The following is an 18,745-nucleotide window of genomic DNA, read 5'->3' on the forward strand; positions in this document are numbered from 1 at the left end:
ATGAAAACGTACCTGAGAATCCTGCAGTACGCGCGGCCCTGGGCCGCTTTTCTGCCGCAATATTTGATTACGACGGTGCTGACCATTTTCTTCAGCATCGCCAATTTCACGCTCATCATCCCGATGCTGACCGTGCTGTTTGATAAGACCGACAAGGTGCAAACCAAGGCGCCGGACCACATCAGCAGCTTCAAGCCCACCATTTCGTGGATAATTGACACGTTCAACTACTTCTTCGCGCAAGTGCTGGCGGCGCAGGGCAAGCTGGGGGCGCTGGCCTTCGTGTGCGCCGTGGTGGTGGTGTCGGTGCTGCTGAGCAACGTATTCCGCTACCTGGGCCTGCTGATGCTGGCCAAGGTGCGCGCCCGCGTCATTCAGAACCTGCGGCGCGACTTGTACCACCGCATCATCAGCCTGCAGCTGGGCTTTTTTTCGGCCCAGCGTAAGGGCGATTTGATGTCGCGCTTCACGGCCGACGTGCAGGAAGTGGAAACGTCGGTGCTGAGCACCATGACGGCCGTTATCAAGGAGCCGCTCACCATCATCGCCTATTTCCTGGTGCTGTTCCACATGTCGGTGCCGCTCACGCTGTTCACGCTGGTGCTGCTGCCGATTTCGGGCGGCATCATCGCCACCATTGCTAAGCGGCTGCGCACCCAGGCCAAGCAAAGCCAGAAAACGCTGGGCACCATGCTCTCGGTGATTGACGAAACGCTGGGCGGCATCCGGGTCATCAAGGCGTTTAATGCGCAGAGCTACATCAAGGGCAAGTTTGAGGAGCAGAACGACCAGTACGCGCGCACCTCGCGCGCCATCGACAACACCCGGGATTTGGCCTCGCCGTTTTCGGAGTTTGCGGGGGTTTCGGTGGTGGCCGGGCTGCTGTATTTCGGCGGCACGCTGATTCTGGGCGGCAAATCGGCGCTCGATGGCGAAACGTTTATCGGCTACGTGATTCTGTTTTCGCAGGTGCTCACGCCGGCCAAAGGGCTGTCGTCGTCGTTCGGCAACATTCAGCGCGGGCTGGTGGCCGCCGAGCGGGTGCTGAGCATCATCGACACCGAGCCCGCCATTCGCGACCGGCCCGATGCCACGGTGCTGCCGCCCTTCGAGCGCGAAATCGAGTTCCACAACCTGAGCTTCAGCTACGGCGACACGGCCGTGCTCTACGACATCAACCTGACCATCAAGAAGGGCCAGACGGTGGCGCTGGTGGGCGGCAGCGGCGGCGGCAAAAGCACGCTGGCCGACCTCCTCCCCCGCTTCTACGACCCCAGCCAGGGCCAGATTCTCATCGACGGCCACGACCTGCGCGCCTGCTCGCTGCACTCGGTGCGCGACCAGATGGGCATCGTGACCCAGGAAAGCATCCTGTTCAACGACACGATTTTCAACAACATCCGCTTCAACACCGCTGCCACCGAGGCCGAGGTAATGGAGGCTGCCCGCATCGCCAACGCCCACGAATTCATCGTGGCCAGCCCCGAGGGCTACCAGACCGTTATCGGCGACCGGGGCTCACGCCTCTCGGGCGGGCAGCGGCAGCGCCTGAGCATTGCCCGCGCCATTTTGCGCAACCCGCCCATCCTCATTCTCGACGAAGCCACTTCGGCGCTCGACACCGAAAGCGAAAAACTCGTACAAGAAGCTTTGCAGCGCCTGATGCAGAACCGCACCTCGCTCGTCATCGCCCACCGCCTGAGCACCGTGCAGCACGCCGACGAAATCGTGGTGCTCCAGCACGGCCGCATCGTGGAGCGCGGCACCCACGATGAGCTGTTGCGACGCGAAGGCGGCGTGTACCAGCGCCTCAGCTCGATGCAGACCAACGCCGCGCTGGTGTAAAAGCCCGTCTCTCGCGTGCGGCAGTAATTAATTAGTGGTGGCACGCGAGATGCCTCGGCTGTGCTCGGCATGACGGACGGGTTACTTCCCCACTAAAAAGCACTGCTGTGCGTAAACCCCTATCTTTCGCCCTAAACCAACTTTTTCCGCCATGCTCGCCCTCAAACGCATTGTCACCGTCGCCGTCATGATTTACCTGCTGCTGGCGCTGCTGTTCATTCTCGTTCCCGCTGTGCGCACTTCGCTGGCAGACATGGGCGCCGGCCTGTCGGCACCGGAAAAGGAGCGGCAGTTTTTCTACGTCATGTTCGTGATTGGCGCCGTGGTTATGGCGCTGCACCTGCTTACCGAAAACCTCGACAGCGTGATGCTGCGTCGCACCGTAACGCAGCACGAAGGCAAAATAAATGAGCTGAAAGCCAAGCTCTACGACCAGCAGCAGCGCACCAGCATTACGCCCCCGGCTACCGGCCCGCGCACCATCGACGGTCGCAACCTCGATGCACCCGTGGTGCGCGAGCAGCCCACGCAAAGCCAGGTGGCCGGCACGGCCAGCACCACCGAGAACCGGACGGTTAACCACCTGCCCCAGCCCACTTTCCCCCAGAACGACCCCAGCCTGAGCAACACCGAGCCGGCCGACCGCCCGCCGCTGGCCTAGCTGCCATCCTGAGCGCCGCGCAGGATGACAGCCGATTTTTAATCCGAATACCGAGTACCGCAAAAAGTGCCTGACGCCACCCTCCCCGACCTCATCCGCGCCGAGCTGACCGAAGCCCGCGCCGTGCTTGACCGTTTCCTGGCCGACCCGGCCCACGTGGCCAGCATCGCCGCCGCCGCCGAGCTTATTGCCGCCAGCCTGCAAAGCGGCGGCAAAGTCCTGACCTGCGGCAACGGCGGCAGCCTCTGCGATGCCCAGCACTTCGCCGAAGAACTTAGCGGGAGGTACCGCCAGAACCGCCGCGCCCTGGCCGCCATTGCCCTCACCGAAGCCTCGCACATGACCTGCGTGGCCAACGACTTCGGCTTCGAGTTCGTCTTCAGCCGCTTTGTAGAGGCCTTGGGCCGGCCCGGCGATGTACTACTGGCCATCAGCACCAGCGGCAACTCGCCCAACATCCTGCGCGCCGCCGAAGCTGCCCGCGAGCTGGGCATGACCGTGGTTTCCCTCACCGGCAAGGACGGCGGCCAGCTCGCCGGGCTGAGCAACGTAGAAATTCGCGCGCCACACTCGGGCTATGCCGACCGGATTCAGGAAATCCACATCAAGGCCATTCACATCATGATTATGATGATTGAGAAGCTGGTGATTGGCTGAGGAGGTATTTCACGCAGTGTTTCGCAGGGTTAAAGCGCAGTGTCCCGCAGTGTCGTTCAACGAGAACACTGCGGGACACTGCGCTTTAACCCTGCGAAACACTGCGTGAAATCTTCCTAGCTTTACAACCAATCTGTCCAGCTTTACCCTAATCCCTACCATGCTTACCAAAACCTTCGGCTCGGCCGTGCAGGGCGTGAATGCCTACACTATCATCATTGAAGTGGTGGTTTCGGCGGGGACGGGGTTCAACGTGGTGGGCTTGCCGGATAACGCCATCAAGGAGAGTCAGCAGCGGATTGAGGCGGCGCTGAAGTTTCGCGGGTACCGCATGCCGCGCACCAAAACGGTGGTGAACATGGCCCCGGCCGACATCCGCAAGGAAGGCGCGGCTTACGACCTGCCCATTGCACTGGGCATTCTGCACGCCTCGCAGCAGTTGACGACTGAGCGCCTGCCCGAATACGTGATTATGGGCGAAATGGCGCTCGATGGCGAGCTGCGGCCCATTCGGGGCGTGCTGCCCATTGCCATTCAGGCCCGCAAGGAAGGCTTCAAAGGCATTGTGCTGCCGAAGGAGAATGCCGAGGAAGCCGCCATTGTGAACAATCTGGACGTGATTGCCGTGGGCAGCATGCAGGAGGCCATCGACTTTTTCGAAGGCCGGCTGGAAATCACACCCACCGTAGTCGATACCCGCGACCTGTTTCAGCACACGGTGAACAAGTACACGGCCGACTTTGCCGACGTGCAGGGCCAGGAAAACATCAAGCGGGCGCTGGAAATCGCGGCGGCCGGCGGCCACAACGTGATTATGATTGGCCCGCCCGGCGCGGGCAAAACCATGCTGGCCAAGCGCCTGCCCAGCATTCTGCCGCCGCTGAGCATGCAGGAGGCGCTGGAAACCACCAAAATTCACTCCGTAGCCGGCAAGCTGGCGGGCGGCGGGCTGCTGAGCACGCGGCCCTTCCGCGCACCGCACCATACCATTTCGGACGTGGCGCTGGTAGGCGGCGGCGGCAACCCGCAGCCGGGCGAAATCTCGCTCGCGCACAACGGCGTGCTGTTTCTCGATGAGTTGCCTGAGTTTAAGCGCACGGTGCTGGAGGTGATGCGCCAGCCGCTGGAAGAGCGCCGCGTGACCATTGCTCGGGCTAAGCTCAGCATTGAGTTTCCGGCCAACTTCATGTTGATAGCCAGCATGAACCCTTGTCCCTGTGGCTATTATAACCACCCCGAGAAGGAATGCGTGTGTGGCCCCGGCGTGGTGCAGAAATATTTGAACAAGGTAAGCGGACCGCTGCTCGACCGCATTGATTTGCACGTCGAAGTCACGCCCGTGACGTTTGACCAGATGACGGAATCGCGCAAATCGGAAACCAGCGCCGACATTCAGGCCCGGGTGGATAAGGCCCGCCAGGTGCAGGAAAAGCGGTTTATGGATTATGTCGACATCCACTCCAACGCCATGATGCCGCCGCAAATGGTGAAGGACATTTGCCAAATCAGCGAAGACGGCCGGCAGCTGCTGAAAACGGCCATGGAGCGCCTCGGCCTGAGCGCCCGCGCCTACGACCGCATTCTGAAAGTGGCCCGCACCATTGCCGACCTGGCCGGCACCGATGCCATCGAAATTAACCATCTGGCCGAAGCCATTCAGTACCGCAGCCTCGACCGGGAGGGCTGGGCCGGCTAACCCCTTATGTACACATCTCTCGTCAAACCCCTGCTTTTCAACCTCGACGCCGAGCGCGCCCACCACCTCGTTTTCGATAATCTGCGCCGGGCGGCGCGGGTACCGGGCACGCCGGCGCTGCTGCGGGCGCTGTACGATTTTCAGCACCCGAGCCTGGCGCGCGAGGTTTTCGGGCTGAAATTCCCGAACCCGGTAGGGCTGGCGGCGGGGTTTGATAAGAACGCGGCCCTGACCGATGAGCTGGCCACGCTGGGCTTCGGCTTCGTGGAAATCGGGACGGTGACGCCCCGGCCGCAGCCCGGCAACCCACAGCCGCGCCTGTTCCGGCTGCCGCAGGACGAGGCCCTGGTGAACCGCATGGGCTTCAACAACGACGGGGCGGCCGTGGTGGCGGCCCGACTGGCCCGGCGACGCAACCGCCAGCTCATCATCGGCGGCAACATCGGCAAAAACAAGGACACGCCCAACGAGCGCGCCGCCGACGACTACGTGGCCGGTTTTGAGGCATTGGCCGAGGTGGTCGACTACTTCGTGGTGAACGTGAGCTCGCCCAACACGCCCAACCTGCGCCAGCTGCAGGAAAAAAAGCCGCTGATTGAGCTGTTGCAGCAGGTGCAGGCCCGCAACCTAGCCCGCGCCACGCCGCGCCCGCTGCTGCTCAAAATCGCGCCCGACCTGACGGATTCGCAGCTCGACGACATTCTGGAAATTGCCCGCGAAACCCGGCTGAGCGGGCTGGTGGCCACCAATACTACCATCAGCCGCGACAACCTCCGCACCGCGCCGGCCTACGTAGCCAGCCTGGGCGCGGGCGGCCTGAGCGGCCGGCCGCTGCGGGCGCGGGCCACGGAAGTCATCCGCTACCTGCACCGGAATTCCGACGGCGGGCTGCCCATTATCGGTGCGGGCGGCATTCATTCGGCGGCCGATGCGCGGGAGAAGCTCGATGCGGGCGCTTCGCTCATTCAGCTTTACACCGGCTTTATTTACGAAGGGCCGGCGCTGGTGAGCCGGATAAACCGGAGCCTGGTGCGAGGCTAGCGCGCTGCCCGCGCACCCGCCGGTGCCACCAGATGATGAGTGGCACGCCCAGCACCGTAGGCCACAGAAACCCAACCGTGCGCGGAATGAAATGCAGGCTGGTGACCGAAAACGCCGACACCGCTGCGATGTAGGAGGCCAAGAACCCCGAAATGTGGTTCAGTAGCCACTGGGTTTTGGTCCAGTGCCCGGCGTTGGCGTAGCCGCGCAACTGGCGGAAAGCCGTGGCCGCACCGAGAAAGCCAAACACCCCGACCGGAATATTCCGGGTGAAAACCGCGTAAGCCACCGTGCCCGCAAACACTATCAGCCCCACGCCCGCCACTGCCCAATCGAATACTGCCACGCGAGCATCCCAGGCCAGCTGCTTCAAAAACAACGAGCGGTAGCCGAAGCCGGCCATGTAGAGGCTGAACACCGCTGTGAGTAGCAGAAACGTGCTGTGGATGTGCTGCGAACCCACCATGGCCGTGCTGCCCGCCACCACCATTGCCCAGAAAAACACCAGCCCCCAGCGGCGGTGTGCCCGGCCGCCCTTGCGCACCGCCAGCGCCACCGGGGCCACGAAAAAACCGGTGAAGCCGGCGGCAATGTGCAGGTAGCGGTTGAGGGCGAAGAAGGTTTCCATGGCGGCGAGCGCGGCTATTGTTGAACCGCAGTCGAAAATTGGAGCCCGGAACTGACCGTACCAAACAGAGAAAGCCGAAACGACGGCTGATGCGGCCGAAGCGTCAGCAGCGGCCGAAGAAGTGAAGTGGCCGCGGTTCGTTGCTACAGCTTCGCGCCAATTTTGAACTCAATCACGTCGGCCGCGCCGCGGTGGATTTTCAAGTCCACGGCCCCGAACAGCAGGTTGGTAAAATGGTATTTCAGGCCCAGCCGCTCGTAGTAGGGCGTGCTCGACTTGTAGGGCGCGTAGATGTAAAAACCCAAGTGCGAATCGAACGCCAGCCGGCCGAACAGCAGCTCGTGGCCCAAGAAGATGCCCGCCTTTTTTACGTCGGGCTGGGTGCCGCCGGCGCGGGTGGTGTCGTTCAGCGTCGCTTTCAGGCTGCGGTCGTTGAAGCCCTCGAGGCCCAGCAACAGGTTCGATTTGCGGTTCATGCGCCGGCCCACGGCCAGCGTTACGGAGTTCACCAAATACTTCTGTTTGTCGCCCTCGGTGCGCTGCTTGAAGCCCAGGCTGGTGCTCACGTTGTAAAAGAGGTGGCCGACCTCGGCCGGTGCGGGCGCATTGGCGTTGGCTTGCACCGGATGCCGCTGCTGGTAGTAGTTCAGGCCGAGCACCAGCGAAGGCAGGTTCACGCCGAAGTTGGGCTTGGTGGTGGCCCCGTTGGAGTAGTGGTTCAGGCCCGCGCCCACCAGCAGGCCCAGGTGCGGCGTGAGGGCATAGTCGTACTCGAACCGGAACTGCAGCGTGGCATTGAGGGCCGAGCTGGCGATGGTGTTTTTGTGGTTGGTTTCCTGGTTGTAGGGGTTGGTGAGGTAGGCCAGCCCGGCCCCCAGCCGAAAGCTGAAATCGTGCTTCGGGCCGCGCGAAAACGACTTGCTGATGTAGGGGCTGGCCGCGAAAGCATAGCCCAGCACCGGATTATGAAAGTCGTAGTACGTGAGGGCCACGCCAATTTTCGGAAACTTATACCAGCCGTGCCAGGGCGCGGCCCCGGTGGTCTGGCGCTGCAGATTCACCTCGAAGCCCGTGGGATGCGAAGCCACCAGGTGCCGAATGGCGTAGGTGTGCGCCATGATGATGCTGCCCTGCGCATAGGCTCCCACCACAAAGGGCGCACCGCCTGCCCCCTGCCCCCTGACCGAATCGGCCGATTGTGCCCGAGCAGGGGCCAATGCCCCCACACAAAGCGCCGCAGCTATCAACGTGCTGCCTGCCAGCCGTGCCTCCATAAAACCTGTGTTAGTCAGTCTCAAAAATACGATGATGGCCTTACCGGGAAGATGAAGGCATTATGAAGAGGTAAATAATTGCTTTTTTTCGCAACCCTCCTCTTCAGCTCAGCGATATAAGCCCTGTTTCTGGAGCAGCCTCCAGAATTGCTTCAGAATTCACTTTATCCCAATTGTTTCCTATCACGATGAAAAAAGTCATCCTATCGCTGGCCCTGCTTGCGGGCCTTACTAGCGCTGCCCATGCCCAAACCACCCGCTTTGGCGTAAAAGCTGGTGTTAACTACACCACCTTCTCCGGCGACAACGTGGGAGACGCCAAGTACAAGTTTGGCGCAGTAGGCGGCTTGGCGGCCAACATTGGCTTGTCGCAGTCCCTCTCAATTCAGCCCGAGCTGCTGTATTCGCAAAAGGGCACCGAGTTGAAGGGCACCGACTTCAACTTTAAGCTGAACTACATCGAGCTGCCCATCATGTTCCGCTACACGCTGGCCGATGGCAAGGGCCCGTTCCTGCAGGCCGGCCCGCAGGTGGGCTACCTGGCCAAAGTGAAGCTTTCGGACGGCGACGGCAACGAAGTTAAACTCAACAACGACGCTTACCAGAAACTCGCCTTTGGCTACGTAGCCGCCGTGGGCTACCAGCTCGATTCGGGCCTGAGCATTGAAGGCCGCTTCAACGGCGACATCAACAGCGTGGGCAAAGACGACGGCGCTAACGACCAGCAGCGCAACCGCGTATTCTCAGTACAGCTGGGCTACCTGTTCGGCGGCAAATAATTTCGCTGGCACCAGCACACAAAAAGCCCGGTTTCGCACGAAGCCGGGCTTTTTGTGTGCTGGTGCCGCCGTACGGTATTCTACATATTCAATCTTCTATAACATCCATATTTCCTGTTAGCTTTGCGCCGCATTTAACCCTTCTTCATCTTAGAGACATGAAAAAAGTACTTCTATCCCTTGGGCTCGTTGCCGGCATCGCTGCAACCGCCAACGCTCAAGCACGCATCGGCCTGAAGGCTGGCGGCTCGCTCACCAACATGTCGGGCTCGGATGTGTCGAGCACGTCCAGCAAATTCGGTTTCCACGGCGGGCTTGTAGCCAACCTGGCATTCGGCGATGCCCTGTCGTTGCAGCCCGAGGTGCTCTTTTCCATGAAAGGCTACCAGGACCCGGACAACAGCAAAAACAAAGTCAACCTGAACTACATCGATGTACCGGTGATGCTGCAGTACAACGCCGATGGCCTGTTCTTCGAGGCTGGCCCGCAGCTGGGTTTCCTGGCTTCGGCCAAGGTGACCGACGGCACGAACGATATGGACATCAAAGAAGCTTTCAAATCGGTGGATTTTGGCTATGCCGTTGGCCTGGGCTATAAGCTCGAAACGGGCCCGATGCTTGGCCTGCGCTACAATGGGGGCATCACTTCGGCCTTCAAGGATGTTGCCGGCAAAACCGTCAACGCCCGCAACAGCGCTTTCCAGCTGTACGTCGGCTACATGTTCGGCGGTAAATAAGCGTTTCTGCTGCATTGTTAAAAGCCTGGCTTCTTGCGTAGAAGCCAGGCTTTTTTGTGCCCAAAAGCTATGTTCAGCAACTTAATGAGGGATACCGTAGTATACGCCCCGGCTCAAGCAGCCAGGCATTTACCGCTGACTATCAATATCTTCACCAATCCTTCATCATGAAAAAGACGTTTCTTTCGCTGGCCTTGGCACTGGCTGCTGCTGGTGCCGCGCAGGCCCAGACTCCGGCTACCACCGTGGGCATTTCGCTGGCCTACGGCCGCAGCCGCCTGCTCGACAACAACAACTACAAGTCGACCGGCCACTCGGCCTACCAGGCCGGCCTGAACGCCGACGTGTACCTGGCCGAAGTCATCTCGTTTCACCCCGAGCTGCTGTACTCGATGCGCTACTACGACACCAACAGCGACGCCACGGCCAGCCTGAACCGCGACGTGTCGTCCATCAACGTGCCGCTGCTGCTGCGCTACCACGCCGATGGCCTGTACTTCGAGGCCGGCCCCGAGCTGGATGTGCCCGTGAAGGCCGTGAACGAAGACGGAGCCGACGTGAAAGGCCAGGTGAACAGCGTGGCCCTGAACTACCTCGTGGGCCTGGGCTACCAGCTCAACCACGGCCCGTCGCTGGGCGTGCGCTACGACGGCGGTGCCAGCAACGTGTTCAAGAGCGATGCCACCACCGTGCTGGGCTCGGGCAAGTACAAGACCAGCAACATCTGGGTGGTGCTGGCCTACTCGTTTGGCGGCAACAAGTAGCTGCCGCGATAGCACGCAAAAGCCCGGTTTCCGCGCGGAAACCGGGCTTTTGCGTGCCGGGCGTAGCTTTGCAGGGTACCTTATTGCTTCGCCTGATGAAAAAAATATTATATACGCTGGCCCTGGTGGCTGGCCTGAGCAGCGCCGCGCGGGCACAGAGCGACGTGTCGCTGGGCCTGAAAGCGGGCGCTTCTTATTCCAACTTTGTTGGAAAACAGACTTTTAACGAGGAGTATATTTTTGGTTTCCACGCGGGCGTGTTTGCCAATATCGGGCTTACCAACCTCTTCGCCTTCCAGCCCGAAATTATTTACTCGCAGAAGGGTTCCAACCCCAATATCACGGACTTCAAAAACCGCCTGCACTACGTGGACGTGCCCCTCGCCTTTCATGTGAATGCCAACGGCTTGTTTTTCGAGGCGGGGCCGCAGGTCGGGTTTCTGGTAGCCGCGCAGCAGAAAGTGGCCAATACTTCTACCGATATCAAGAGCGGGTTTAATGCGGTTGACTTCGGCTACTTGGCTGGGTTGGGCTACCAGCGCAAAACCGGCCTGGGCATTGGCTTGCGCTACAACGGCGGCATTACCAACATTCCCAAGGCCTACACGACTGGCAACGTGACGGTGCAGAACAACGTGCGCAACAGCGCGTTCCAGCTCTACCTCACTTACTCGTTTGGCGGCTAAGTTGAACGGAATAACCAAGCAAAAGCCCGGCCTCCACTGCGGAAGCCGGGCTTTTGCTTGGTTGGGCAGCCTCAAAAGCTATTTCGCGGCCGCGTAGTTGCGGTAGAAATGCGGAATGGTTTCGATGCCTTTGAGGAAGTTGAAAACGCCGAAATGCTCATTGGGCGAGTGGATGGCGTCCGAATCGAGCCCGAAGCCGAGCAGCACGGTATCGAGGCCGAGCTCCGACTTGAACATGGCCACGATGGGAATGGAGCCGCCGCCGCGCGTGGGCACCGGGCGCTTGCCGAAAGTGGTTTCCATGGCATCGGCGGCGGCTTTATAGGCCACCGAGTTGGTGGGCGTGACGACGGGCTCGCCGCCGTGGTGGGGGCGCACTTCCACCGTCACACCCTGCGGCGCGATGCTTTCGAAATGTTTCCGGAACAGGGCCGTGATTTCATCCGACGTCTGGTGCGGCACCAGGCGCATGGAGATTTTGGCGTGGGCCTGCGAGGCGATGACAGTTTTGGCGCCCTCGCCGGTGTAGCCGCCCCAGATGCCGTTCACGTCGAGCGTGGGCCGGATGCTGGTGCGCTCCATGCTGGAGTAGCCCTTTTCGCCGTAGCTGTCGGGCAGGCCGATGCTCTTTTTGAATTCCTCTTCCGAGAACGGGGCTTTGGCCATTTCGGCGCGCTCGTCGGCGCTCAGCTCGTCCACGTTGTCGTAGAAGCCGGGGATGGTGATGTGGCCATTTTCGTCGTGCAAGCTGGCAATCATCTCGCACAGGGCATTGATGGGGTTCTGCACGGCGCCGCCGTAGAGGCCGGAGTGCAGGTCGCGGTTGGGGCCGGTCACGGTCACTTCGTGGTAGCTCAGGCCGCGTAGGCCCACTTCGATGCTGGGCACGTCGTTGGCCAGAATGCCGGTATCGGAGATGAGGATGACGTCGGCTTTCAGCTTCTCTTTGTTGGCCTTCACAAAGATTTCGAGGTTGTTGGAGCCAATTTCCTCTTCGCCTTCGAACATGAACTTGATGTTGCAGGGCACGCCGCCCTGGCCGTCGCGCATCATCATCTCGAAGGCCTTGACGTGCATGTACACCTGGCCTTTGTCGTCGCAGGCACCGCGGGCGTAGATTTTCTCGTCCTTAATCACCGGCTCGAAGGGCGGCGAGGTCCACAGCTCGTAGGGGTCGGCGGGCTGCACGTCGTAGTGGCCGTACACGAGCACGGTTTTGGCCTCGGGGCTTACGATGTAGTCGCCGTACACAATGGGGTTGCCGGCCGTGGGGCAGATTTCGACGTGCTGCACACCGGCTTCTTCGAGGCGGGTTTTAAGGAAGTCGGCGGCTTTCAGCACGTCGGCGTGGAACTTGGGGTCGGCCGAAACAGACGGAATGCGGAGCCAGTCCATCAGCTCGTTCAGGAAGCGGGTTTGGTTGTCGGCGAGGTACTGGGCCATGCGGAGCGGGGGATTAAGCGGGGGTTGGGAATGCGGGGGTAAAAGTAGCGGCCCGCGCCGGAACGTTGCAGCAGGCGGCCCGCCCGGCGGCTATCTTCGGGCCATGAAAACCCTATTCGCGGCGCTGCTTCTCGTTGGCGGACTGGCGCGACTGGCTCCCGCCGCCGCCCAAACCAAAGCCCGCCCGGCCACCCGGCCCGCCGCCGCCAAAGCGCCGGAAAAAGTGTACTCGGCCGACGAAGTAACGCCCTGCTCGTTCGACGTGCTCACCGCCACCGAGCTCATCCAGAGCCGGGCCGTGTACCCGGCCGACTTCCTCCGCACCGACCCGCACGGCGAAGTGCATGTCGAGTTCGTAGTCGATGCCGCCGGCAAGGCCCGAGAGGCCGGTATTCGGCAGTACGTGGGCTACGAGCCCGCGCCCGCAGCGGCATCTGCGGCCGTGCTGGCGGCGGTGGCCGGCCTGCCGCGCCTGCAGCCGGCCCTGCGCGAGGGCAAGCCCGTGGCGGTGCGCATGGGCCTCACCATTCGCTACCCCAACCCGCCGCCGTCCAAGATGTACACCGCCGGCCCCAACCGCGTGTACGCTTACGCCGAGCAAATGCCCCAGCTGCTGACCGGCGGCGGCGGCGCAGCCATTGTGGCGGCCATTCAGCAGCACCTGGAGTATCCGGCGGCGGCGCGGGCGGCGGGGGTGGCGGGCCGGGTATACGTCCGGTTTGTGGTGGGAGCCGATGGCAAGGTGCGCGACGCCCAGGTGATGCAGGGCATCGGCCACGGCTGCGACGAAGCGGCGCTGGCGGCCGTGCGCCAGCTGCCCGAGTTCCGGCCCGGCCGCCAGAACGGCTGCCCGGTGGCCGTGGCCTACACCGCGCCGCTGCTGTTTGGGATGTAGCCGGAGCTGCGGGCTAAAAAGCTTTCTGATAGAAGTGCTCCTTGTCGAGAATGGCGGCAATGCGCTGGAGCTGGCGGCGCAGGTCGGTCAATTTCGCCAGGGGGCGCTGGCCGTAGTGGTCCAGCACCTCATCACCGCGCACGGTCGAGGCTAGCAGCAGGCCAAAGTCGCCGGGAACCGCGTTGTTGGCACAGAGAACGAGGCCGCGCTTTTTGGCTTCTTCATCCTCGGTGAAGTCGACGTAGCGCAAGTGCAGAATGGCATCCTCACCCACCTGGAGCTTCGGCGATTCGCTAACGTTCACGTTGCTATTGCCTGATGGCCCGCTAAAAAGCCGCACTGTTACGATAGTATTGGCTTTCCCTTGCCAGGTCTCGGCCACGCGCACCCGGTAGGCCGAATGGTAGCAGACGCCACGGCTCGAATCGGTGACGAGGCTGAGCACCGTGCCGCGCACCACCACGTCGGCGAACAAGGAGGACTCCTGGAAGCTACCCGGCCCATCGATGCGAATGCGCCCATCCATCGCGCGTAGGTCGAAGCCAGCGCGCCGCAAGGCATCTTCTTTGGTCACGTCGATGCGGTATTTGTAGTACGTGGCGGCGGGCGTGCGCAAACCAGCCTTACGCACCACGGCCGCAAATGCTGCCTGGTGCCGGGCCATTGCTTCGTCGGAAGCAAAAGCAGCGCGGGCAGGAAGTTGGGCGCCGGCAGGCCGGGCAGCCAGCAAGCAGCCAAACAGCAGCGCAAGGAGTAGTTGAGGTTTCATTGCAGGAAGTTACTGCCGCGAATCAAGCACCCACTCGCGCACCATGATGGCGCCCAGCTGCCAGGCGGCGGGCCACTCCTTTTCGGAGCTTTCGAAGGTGAGCAGATAAAGTGTGTCGGTGCGGGCATTGGCCAGCGCCAGCTGGTAAACGATGCGGGGCTCGGCATCGGGGGCGGTTTCGCGGTAGCGCACGGCCCGGCGGTGCCACGGGCCAGCTACGGCCGCCGTATCGGCCAGCCGCTGCCGGCCGGGGCCGAAGCCAGTGCGCAGCATTAGCAGTTCGGCGTATTCGGGGGCCGCGTGGCGGGTGCGGGCCGTGGCCTTGCGCACCACCTGCAGCGAGAGACCAGTGCTGAACTCCCCGCTTTCGCCCACGGGCTCGGATGTGAGGTAGTAGGTGGGCGCGGCTTTGGTACCCTCGGCCCGGTAGTGCCAGCCGGCGGGCAGCGGCAGCGCGGCTTTGGTGTCGGGCAGCGGCTGCCAGGCAAAGCCGGCGGGTGGGGTGCCCAGCCGCACATCGTAGCGCTGGGCGGCAGCGGGCAAAGCCAATAGCAGCAAAACGAAGAGACGCAGCATATACCGGCAAGAATACGGCAGCAGCACGGAATTGCCTCGGTTACCCGCTATAAGCGCTGCGGCTCACCGCGCAACCAACCACCAGGCCGGCCCTGAATACTGCCGTTAGGTTATATAGAAAAACTTCATCATTGATGCCATTTTTCATTCATTCAATACCATTCACTATTTTAGCCGTACATGGTGGCCGCCGTTGTCGCGCGGCTACTTTATTAACCCCATTCGTTTTTCCTGTATGAATCTTTCCGCTACTGCTATTCTGGAGCGCAGCAACGTCACGATTTCCGGTGCCAGCGGGCCCGGCACGCCCGCTATGGTGTTTCTGCATGGCCTGGGAGCCGACCAGGCCAGCTGGCGCCTGCTGGTGCCCCACTTCGAGCCCGACTACCAGGTGGTGCAGCTCGATTTGGTGGGCGCCGGCGGCTCTGCGCTGACCGAATACAGCCGCGAGCGCCACGGCCAGCTGGCCGGCCACGCCGACGACCTGCTCGACGTGCTGCGCACCCTAGCCCTCTACGACGTAGTATTCGTGGGCCATTCCGTGGGGGCCATGATTGGGGTGATTGCGGCCGTGCGCGAACCCCAGCGCTTCAAAAAAATGGTGCTGATTTCGCCCTCGCCCCGCTTCATCAACGAGCAGGGCTATGCCGGTGGTTTTGAGCAGAAGGACATCAACGAGCTGCTGGCAGCCATGGATGCCGACTACCACGGCTGGTCGCAGGGCATTTCGCCGGTGATGATGGGGGCCGACGAGTCGCCCGAGCTGGTGATGGAGCTCACCAACAGCTTCGTGCGCACCAACCCCGAAATTGCCCGGCACTTTGCCCGCGTCACTTTCCTCTCCGACACCCGCGCCGAGTTGGCCTTCCTGAGCACGCCCACGCTGGTGGTGCAGTCAGCCCACGACGTGATTGCCCCGCTGGCCGTGGGCCACTACATCAACGAGCAGCTGGCCGACAGCCGCATTTCGGTGATTGAAACCGGCGGGCACTGCCCCCACCTCAGCGCCCCGCAGCAAACGCTGGCCGCCATCGATGCCTTCCTGCAGCAGGATTTGCTGCCCGGCTAAAGGCGGTCATTCTGCCGCCGGAGCAATCTGAGAGAAGTCGTCAGAACGATTTCCCCGGATTCATCCAGCGTCGAAACGGCCCATTTGTTTGCCCTCCGCGCCCCGTTTTCCGGCCGCCCGCTTGCGCGGGCCAGGCCGGCGAACGGGGCGCGCTGGCGTTTGGGGCGGGCAGGGCGGCAGTCGTTTGGATGGGTTTTTGATTTTTTACGCCGGTAAAACGGCCTCAACAGCCAGTTCATTATTCACTGTCCCGCTAAAACCCTTGTTTCCTGATTCTTCGAGTAAAAACCGGGTCAGCAGCCCAGCCAGCGCATTTCCCACGCTGGGAATCCGCTCCGAACCCTAGACGGAATGCCCGTTTGCACCGGGTTGCCCGCCCGCCGACTGCCCGATTTTTTACGCCGAGGACAGCCTATTTCTCTACCTGCTCCTGCTTCCTATGAACAACGCCGGCTCCCTTGTTTTATCGCGCAGCAACGTGCACGTATCGGGCCGGGGCCGGCAGGCCCTGGTGCTGCTGCACGGCCTGGGCTGCACCCAAGCCGTCTGGCAGCCGCTGCTGCCGGCTTTTGAAGCCCATTACCGCGTGGTGCGGCTCGATTTGGTGGGCACCGGCGGCTCGCGGCTGGGCGAGTACAGCCGCGAGCGCCACGGCAGCCTGGCCGGCCACGCCACCGACCTGCTCGACGTGCTGCGGACTCTCGACCTCAGCGGCGCGGTGTTCGTGGGCCATTCCATTGGGGCGATGATTGGGGTGCTGGCGGCCGTGCGCGAGCCCGCCCGGTTTGCCAACCTGGTGCTGCTGGCCCCCTCGCCACGCTTCCTGAACGGCCGCGACTACGCGGGCGGTTTCGAGCCCGGCGACGTGGAGGAGCTGCTCGCCAGCCTCGAAAATAACCAGGACGAATGGGCGCAGGCCTTCGCCCCGGTGGCCATTGGCGACGCCAGCCGGCCCGACCTAATAATGGGGCTGACCAGCAGCTTCGCCAGCACCAACCCCGGCGTGCTGCGCCACCTGGCCCGGGTGGCTTTCTTCAACGACAGCCGGCTGGCCCTGCCGCTGCTGAGCACGCCCGCCCTCATTGTGCAGCCCGCCCGCGACATGATGGTGCCGCTGGGCGTGGGCTATTACCTGCACGAGCAATTGCCCGACAGCCAGCTGGTTATCATTAACACGAGCGGGCATTTTCCGCACCTCACCGCGCCCGAGGCCACGCTGGCAGCCATTGGCCGGTTTCTGGGGTGCCCACTGGCCCTGCCCGCCGGCACAGCAGTGAGCTGGGATGGCCCTGGCTGCTGCCCGGTAGCGGGCGGGCGGGTGGCGGGGCAGCCGGGGGCAACGCCCCGGTTCACAGCCGCAAGCTGAAAGCCAGCGGCTCTACCAGCCACTGCCCCACCGCGCCCCGGTACGTCACGCGCACGCCGCCTTCGAGCGGGGTGCGCAGGCGCAGCACGTTGAACAGGGCCAGTACGTCGATGCCCGCGTTGCGGTAGGTGTAGCTGGCAGCCGCGCTCCGGAAATCGTTGCCGCGGGCCACATCGCCGAATGCGACGGCCCGCAGGCGCTGCACATAGAGCACGCGGCCCAGTTCCCAGTGCGTGAAGGCCAGCGGCAGGTTATAGTCGAGACTAAGCACGCTCAGGCGGTCGAAGCTGGTGTAGCCCTCGCCGCGCGGAATGCTGACGACGGGTGCAAACTGGTACTGCGTCTGGTCCTGCCACTGGTAGCTGGCCCGTAGGCGCAGGGCATCGTGCGGGCGCAGGCCGGGCAGGTACAGGCTGGCCTGCCCGCCCCACTGCCGCGCCATCAGCCCGCGGCCGAAAGGCGTGGTGCGCCCGGTGCCCAGCAGCGCCCAGCCGCCGCGCGGGGCCACGTCGCGGGCGCTACGCTTGAGCTGGGAGACGTAGCTAACGGACGTTTGCAGTGCGTTGAGCGGGCGGGTGGCCGAAACCTCGGTGGCCCGGCGCACGGGCAAGTCGTAGCCGAACACCTGCTCGTGCAACAGGTAAGCCCCGATATTCAATCCCTGCAAATACTTGGAATGCGTGAGGTTGAGCGGCAGCCGCACCCCGGCCGTGAGGCGGGCGTACTGCCACTGGTCGCGCAGCAGTTGGCCCTGATTTATTACGGTTGCATCGCGCCCGCCGTAGGTGAAGTCGGCATCGAAAATCGGGTAGCGGCCCTGGTAGCTCAGGGCCGCCGTGCCGCTGAAGGTGCGCTCCGTCTGGTCGTAGCCAAGGCCGGCGAACAGCTGCGTGGTGTTCAGCAAGTCCTGCGAGCGCAGGCCCACGGCCACCGAATTGCCTACCAGGCTCTGCACCACGCCATAGCTGAACAGGTTGAAGGCGTGCGCTAGTGGCTGGTAGCGCCGTACGCCGTAGCGCGACGCGGCGGCCGAGTCGGGCCGGGCAAGCAGACGCGGCACCAACCGTCCGGCGGGCTCCTGGGCGGCCAGCGCAGCGGCGTAGGGGCCGGGCGGGTCATTTTGCGCGGCTGGTATTGCTGTCCAGACCAGCGTATCGAGGGGCATTTCGACTACCCGGGCTCCGGTGGCGCGGTAGTCGTGGAAAGCCAGCGTACGTGCGCTGGGAGCCACGGCGGCATGGTATGCCCCAAACGGCCGCGAAGTAACGCGGTACGACTGGCCGGTACGGGTGCTCACGGCGTAGAGGTTGTCGGTGCCCGATTGGGCAGAATTGTAGAGCACGAAGTCGCGCCAGGGTTGGGGGTTGGCCAGGTTCACGTTGGCCACGGGCAGTAGGTCGTGGGCTGGCCCGGCAGGGTCGAGCAGCACCAGGGTTTTGCCGGCCGGGCGCAGGGCCACGGCAACTATGCGGCGGCCATCGGGGTGCCAGCGCGGCTGCTGGTAGAAGTCGTTGGCGGGGTTGGGCAGGGTTTGAATTTCGGCCCCGGTTTGCGCATCCAGCAGCACGAGGGCGTGGTGGTAGGCGGCATCGGTGCGAGCGGCTACCAGGCGGCGGCCATCGGGCGAGAGGGCGGCGGCCGAGTAGCGCTGGCCCCGGCCAATGCGCGTGAGGTGGCCGGTTTGCAAGTCCAGCACCTTCAGCTCGGAGGCTATTTGCTGGCCCCAGCGGGCGTTTTGCTGGTACTCGGGCCACACGGCTTTGCCGCCGTTCACCGACAGCATTTCGGGGATGTTTAGCTGGCCCGGCACAAATAACGTCCGCTCGGCCCCATGCCGGCTTAGCAGCACGAGCTGCGCA

The 18,745-nt window shown here is 62.9% G+C and carries 19 protein-coding genes and 1 tRNA gene; 14 read left to right on the forward strand and 6 right to left on the reverse strand.

Annotated elements, in window-relative coordinates; genetic code table 11:
• The 5 genes from MON38_RS09905 (at window position 1) to MON38_RS09925 (ending at window position 5,900) form a co-directional block, all read left to right on the forward strand.
• Window positions 1-1,845: an ABC transporter ATP-binding protein gene (locus MON38_RS09905; RefSeq protein ID WP_241936010.1), complete on the forward strand. Its 1,845-nt coding sequence runs from the start codon at window positions 1-3 to the stop codon at window positions 1,843-1,845.
• Between the two features lie 151 nt (window positions 1,846-1,996).
• Window positions 1,997-2,506, forward strand: coding sequence for a hypothetical protein (locus tag MON38_RS09910; protein WP_241936011.1), 510 nt, complete (start codon window positions 1,997-1,999; stop codon window positions 2,504-2,506).
• Between the two features lie 66 nt (window positions 2,507-2,572).
• A complete protein-coding gene (lpcA, locus tag MON38_RS09915) occupies window positions 2,573-3,163 on the forward strand; it encodes a D-sedoheptulose 7-phosphate isomerase (protein WP_241936012.1) in 591 nt (196 codons plus the stop codon).
• A 160-nt stretch (window positions 3,164-3,323) separates the two neighbouring features.
• Window positions 3,324-4,859, forward strand: a complete 1,536-nt coding sequence (locus tag MON38_RS09920; RefSeq protein ID WP_241936013.1) for a YifB family Mg chelatase-like AAA ATPase — start codon at window positions 3,324-3,326, stop codon at window positions 4,857-4,859.
• 6 nt (window positions 4,860-4,865) lie between these two features.
• A complete protein-coding gene (locus MON38_RS09925; protein ID WP_241936014.1) occupies window positions 4,866-5,900 on the forward strand; it encodes a quinone-dependent dihydroorotate dehydrogenase in 1,035 nt (344 codons plus the stop codon).
• On the opposite strand, the gene MON38_RS09930 is transcribed toward MON38_RS09925, so the two are convergent.
• On the reverse strand, window positions 5,842-6,528 hold the full coding sequence (locus MON38_RS09930) for a DUF2306 domain-containing protein (protein WP_241936015.1): 687 nt from the start codon (window positions 6,526-6,528) through the stop codon (window positions 5,842-5,844). The two genes, MON38_RS09925 and MON38_RS09930, sit on opposite strands and share 59 nt — an antisense overlap.
• A gap of 143 nt (window positions 6,529-6,671) precedes the next feature.
• Complete coding sequence (locus MON38_RS09935; RefSeq protein ID WP_241936016.1) at window positions 6,672-7,745, reverse strand: acyloxyacyl hydrolase; 1,074 nt, start codon at window positions 7,743-7,745, stop codon at window positions 6,672-6,674.
• Window positions 7,746-7,990: 245 nt separating this feature from the next.
• Between MON38_RS09935 and MON38_RS09940 the strand changes: the two genes are divergently transcribed.
• From MON38_RS09940 to MON38_RS09955, 4 genes are all read left to right on the forward strand, one after another.
• Window positions 7,991-8,581 (forward strand): porin family protein, encoded by a 591-nt coding sequence (locus MON38_RS09940; RefSeq protein WP_241936017.1) that lies wholly within the window; start codon window positions 7,991-7,993, stop codon window positions 8,579-8,581.
• Between the two features lie 158 nt (window positions 8,582-8,739).
• Entirely contained in the window at window positions 8,740-9,318 is a 579-nt protein-coding gene (locus MON38_RS09945) for a porin family protein (protein WP_241936018.1), read from the forward strand.
• Window positions 9,319-9,485: 167 nt separating this feature from the next.
• On the forward strand, window positions 9,486-10,082 hold the full coding sequence (locus tag MON38_RS09950) for an outer membrane beta-barrel protein (protein ID WP_241936019.1): 597 nt from the start codon (window positions 9,486-9,488) through the stop codon (window positions 10,080-10,082).
• A gap of 95 nt (window positions 10,083-10,177) precedes the next feature.
• Window positions 10,178-10,768: a porin family protein gene (locus tag MON38_RS09955; RefSeq protein ID WP_241936020.1), complete on the forward strand. Its 591-nt coding sequence runs from the start codon at window positions 10,178-10,180 to the stop codon at window positions 10,766-10,768.
• Between the two features lie 78 nt (window positions 10,769-10,846).
• Here MON38_RS09955 and MON38_RS09960 read toward each other — a convergent pair whose 3' ends face one another.
• Window positions 10,847-12,211 carry a dipeptidase gene (locus tag MON38_RS09960; RefSeq protein WP_241936021.1) on the reverse strand — a complete coding sequence of 455 codons (1,365 nt, stop codon included), beginning with the start codon at window positions 12,209-12,211 and terminating at the stop codon, window positions 10,847-10,849.
• A 103-nt stretch (window positions 12,212-12,314) separates the two neighbouring features.
• Between MON38_RS09960 and MON38_RS09965 the strand changes: the two genes are divergently transcribed.
• On the forward strand, window positions 12,315-13,106 hold the full coding sequence (locus tag MON38_RS09965; RefSeq protein ID WP_241936022.1) for an energy transducer TonB: 792 nt from the start codon (window positions 12,315-12,317) through the stop codon (window positions 13,104-13,106).
• A 13-nt stretch (window positions 13,107-13,119) separates the two neighbouring features.
• On the opposite strand, the gene MON38_RS09970 is transcribed toward MON38_RS09965, so the two are convergent.
• Together MON38_RS09970 and MON38_RS09975 are read right to left on the reverse strand one after the other, a co-directional pair.
• The gene (locus MON38_RS09970; protein ID WP_241936023.1) at window positions 13,120-13,875 is read right to left on the reverse strand and encodes a hypothetical protein; all 756 of its coding nucleotides are present in this window, start codon (window positions 13,873-13,875) and stop codon (window positions 13,120-13,122) included.
• 9 nt (window positions 13,876-13,884) lie between these two features.
• A complete protein-coding gene (locus MON38_RS09975; RefSeq protein ID WP_241936024.1) occupies window positions 13,885-14,451 on the reverse strand; it encodes a hypothetical protein in 567 nt (188 codons plus the stop codon).
• Window positions 14,452-14,686: 235 nt separating this feature from the next.
• On the opposite strand from MON38_RS09975, the gene MON38_RS09980 reads away from it, so the two are divergent.
• Window positions 14,687-15,520: an alpha/beta fold hydrolase gene (locus tag MON38_RS09980; protein ID WP_241936025.1), complete on the forward strand. Its 834-nt coding sequence runs from the start codon at window positions 14,687-14,689 to the stop codon at window positions 15,518-15,520.
• Window positions 15,521-15,959: 439 nt separating this feature from the next.
• Complete coding sequence (locus tag MON38_RS22965; protein WP_422388742.1) at window positions 15,960-16,886, forward strand: alpha/beta fold hydrolase; 927 nt, start codon at window positions 15,960-15,962, stop codon at window positions 16,884-16,886.
• Here the strand turns inward: MON38_RS22965 and MON38_RS09990 are convergent.
• A tRNA-Glu gene (locus MON38_RS09990) sits at window positions 16,840-16,915 on the reverse strand. The genes MON38_RS22965 and MON38_RS09990 overlap by 47 nt on opposite strands.
• A 647-nt stretch (window positions 16,916-17,562) precedes the next feature.
• Here MON38_RS09990 and MON38_RS09995 point away from each other — a divergent pair.
• Window positions 17,563-17,877, forward strand: a complete 315-nt coding sequence (locus tag MON38_RS09995) for a hypothetical protein (protein ID WP_241936027.1) — start codon at window positions 17,563-17,565, stop codon at window positions 17,875-17,877.
• A 408-nt stretch (window positions 17,878-18,285) separates the two neighbouring features.
• On the forward strand, window positions 18,286-18,684 hold the full coding sequence (locus tag MON38_RS10000; RefSeq protein ID WP_241936028.1) for a hypothetical protein: 399 nt from the start codon (window positions 18,286-18,288) through the stop codon (window positions 18,682-18,684).
• The last annotated feature ends 61 nt before the right edge of the window (window positions 18,685-18,745 follow it).

This window comes from Hymenobacter cyanobacteriorum (assembly GCF_022631375.1).
Lineage (GTDB): Bacteria > Bacteroidota > Bacteroidia > Cytophagales > Hymenobacteraceae > Hymenobacter > Hymenobacter cyanobacteriorum.

Coding starts and splice junctions, on each gene's coding strand:
- MON38_RS09980 (WP_241936025.1), top strand. CDS start 14,687: ATGAATCTTTCCGCTACTGCTATTCTGGAGCGCAGCAACGTCACGATT.
- MON38_RS09945 (WP_241936018.1), top strand. CDS start 8,740: ATGAAAAAAGTACTTCTATCCCTTGGGCTCGTTGCCGGCATCGCTGCA.
- MON38_RS09905 (WP_241936010.1), top strand. CDS start 1: ATGAAAACGTACCTGAGAATCCTGCAGTACGCGCGGCCCTGGGCCGCT.
- MON38_RS09975 (WP_241936024.1), bottom strand. CDS start 14,451: ATGCTGCGTCTCTTCGTTTTGCTGCTATTGGCTTTGCCCGCTGCCGCC.
- MON38_RS09960 (WP_241936021.1), bottom strand. CDS start 12,211: ATGGCCCAGTACCTCGCCGACAACCAAACCCGCTTCCTGAACGAGCTG.
- MON38_RS09995 (WP_241936027.1), top strand. CDS start 17,563: ATGCGTGAGGTTGAGCGGCAGCCGCACCCCGGCCGTGAGGCGGGCGTA.
- MON38_RS09965 (WP_241936022.1), top strand. CDS start 12,315: ATGAAAACCCTATTCGCGGCGCTGCTTCTCGTTGGCGGACTGGCGCGA.
- MON38_RS09940 (WP_241936017.1), top strand. CDS start 7,991: ATGAAAAAAGTCATCCTATCGCTGGCCCTGCTTGCGGGCCTTACTAGC.
- MON38_RS09930 (WP_241936015.1), bottom strand. CDS start 6,528: ATGGAAACCTTCTTCGCCCTCAACCGCTACCTGCACATTGCCGCCGGC.
- MON38_RS09970 (WP_241936023.1), bottom strand. CDS start 13,875: ATGAAACCTCAACTACTCCTTGCGCTGCTGTTTGGCTGCTTGCTGGCT.
- MON38_RS22965 (WP_422388742.1), top strand. CDS start 15,960: ATGAACAACGCCGGCTCCCTTGTTTTATCGCGCAGCAACGTGCACGTA.
- MON38_RS09950 (WP_241936019.1), top strand. CDS start 9,486: ATGAAAAAGACGTTTCTTTCGCTGGCCTTGGCACTGGCTGCTGCTGGT.
- MON38_RS09910 (WP_241936011.1), top strand. CDS start 1,997: ATGCTCGCCCTCAAACGCATTGTCACCGTCGCCGTCATGATTTACCTG.
- MON38_RS09920 (WP_241936013.1), top strand. CDS start 3,324: ATGCTTACCAAAACCTTCGGCTCGGCCGTGCAGGGCGTGAATGCCTAC.
- MON38_RS09925 (WP_241936014.1), top strand. CDS start 4,866: ATGTACACATCTCTCGTCAAACCCCTGCTTTTCAACCTCGACGCCGAG.
- MON38_RS09955 (WP_241936020.1), top strand. CDS start 10,178: ATGAAAAAAATATTATATACGCTGGCCCTGGTGGCTGGCCTGAGCAGC.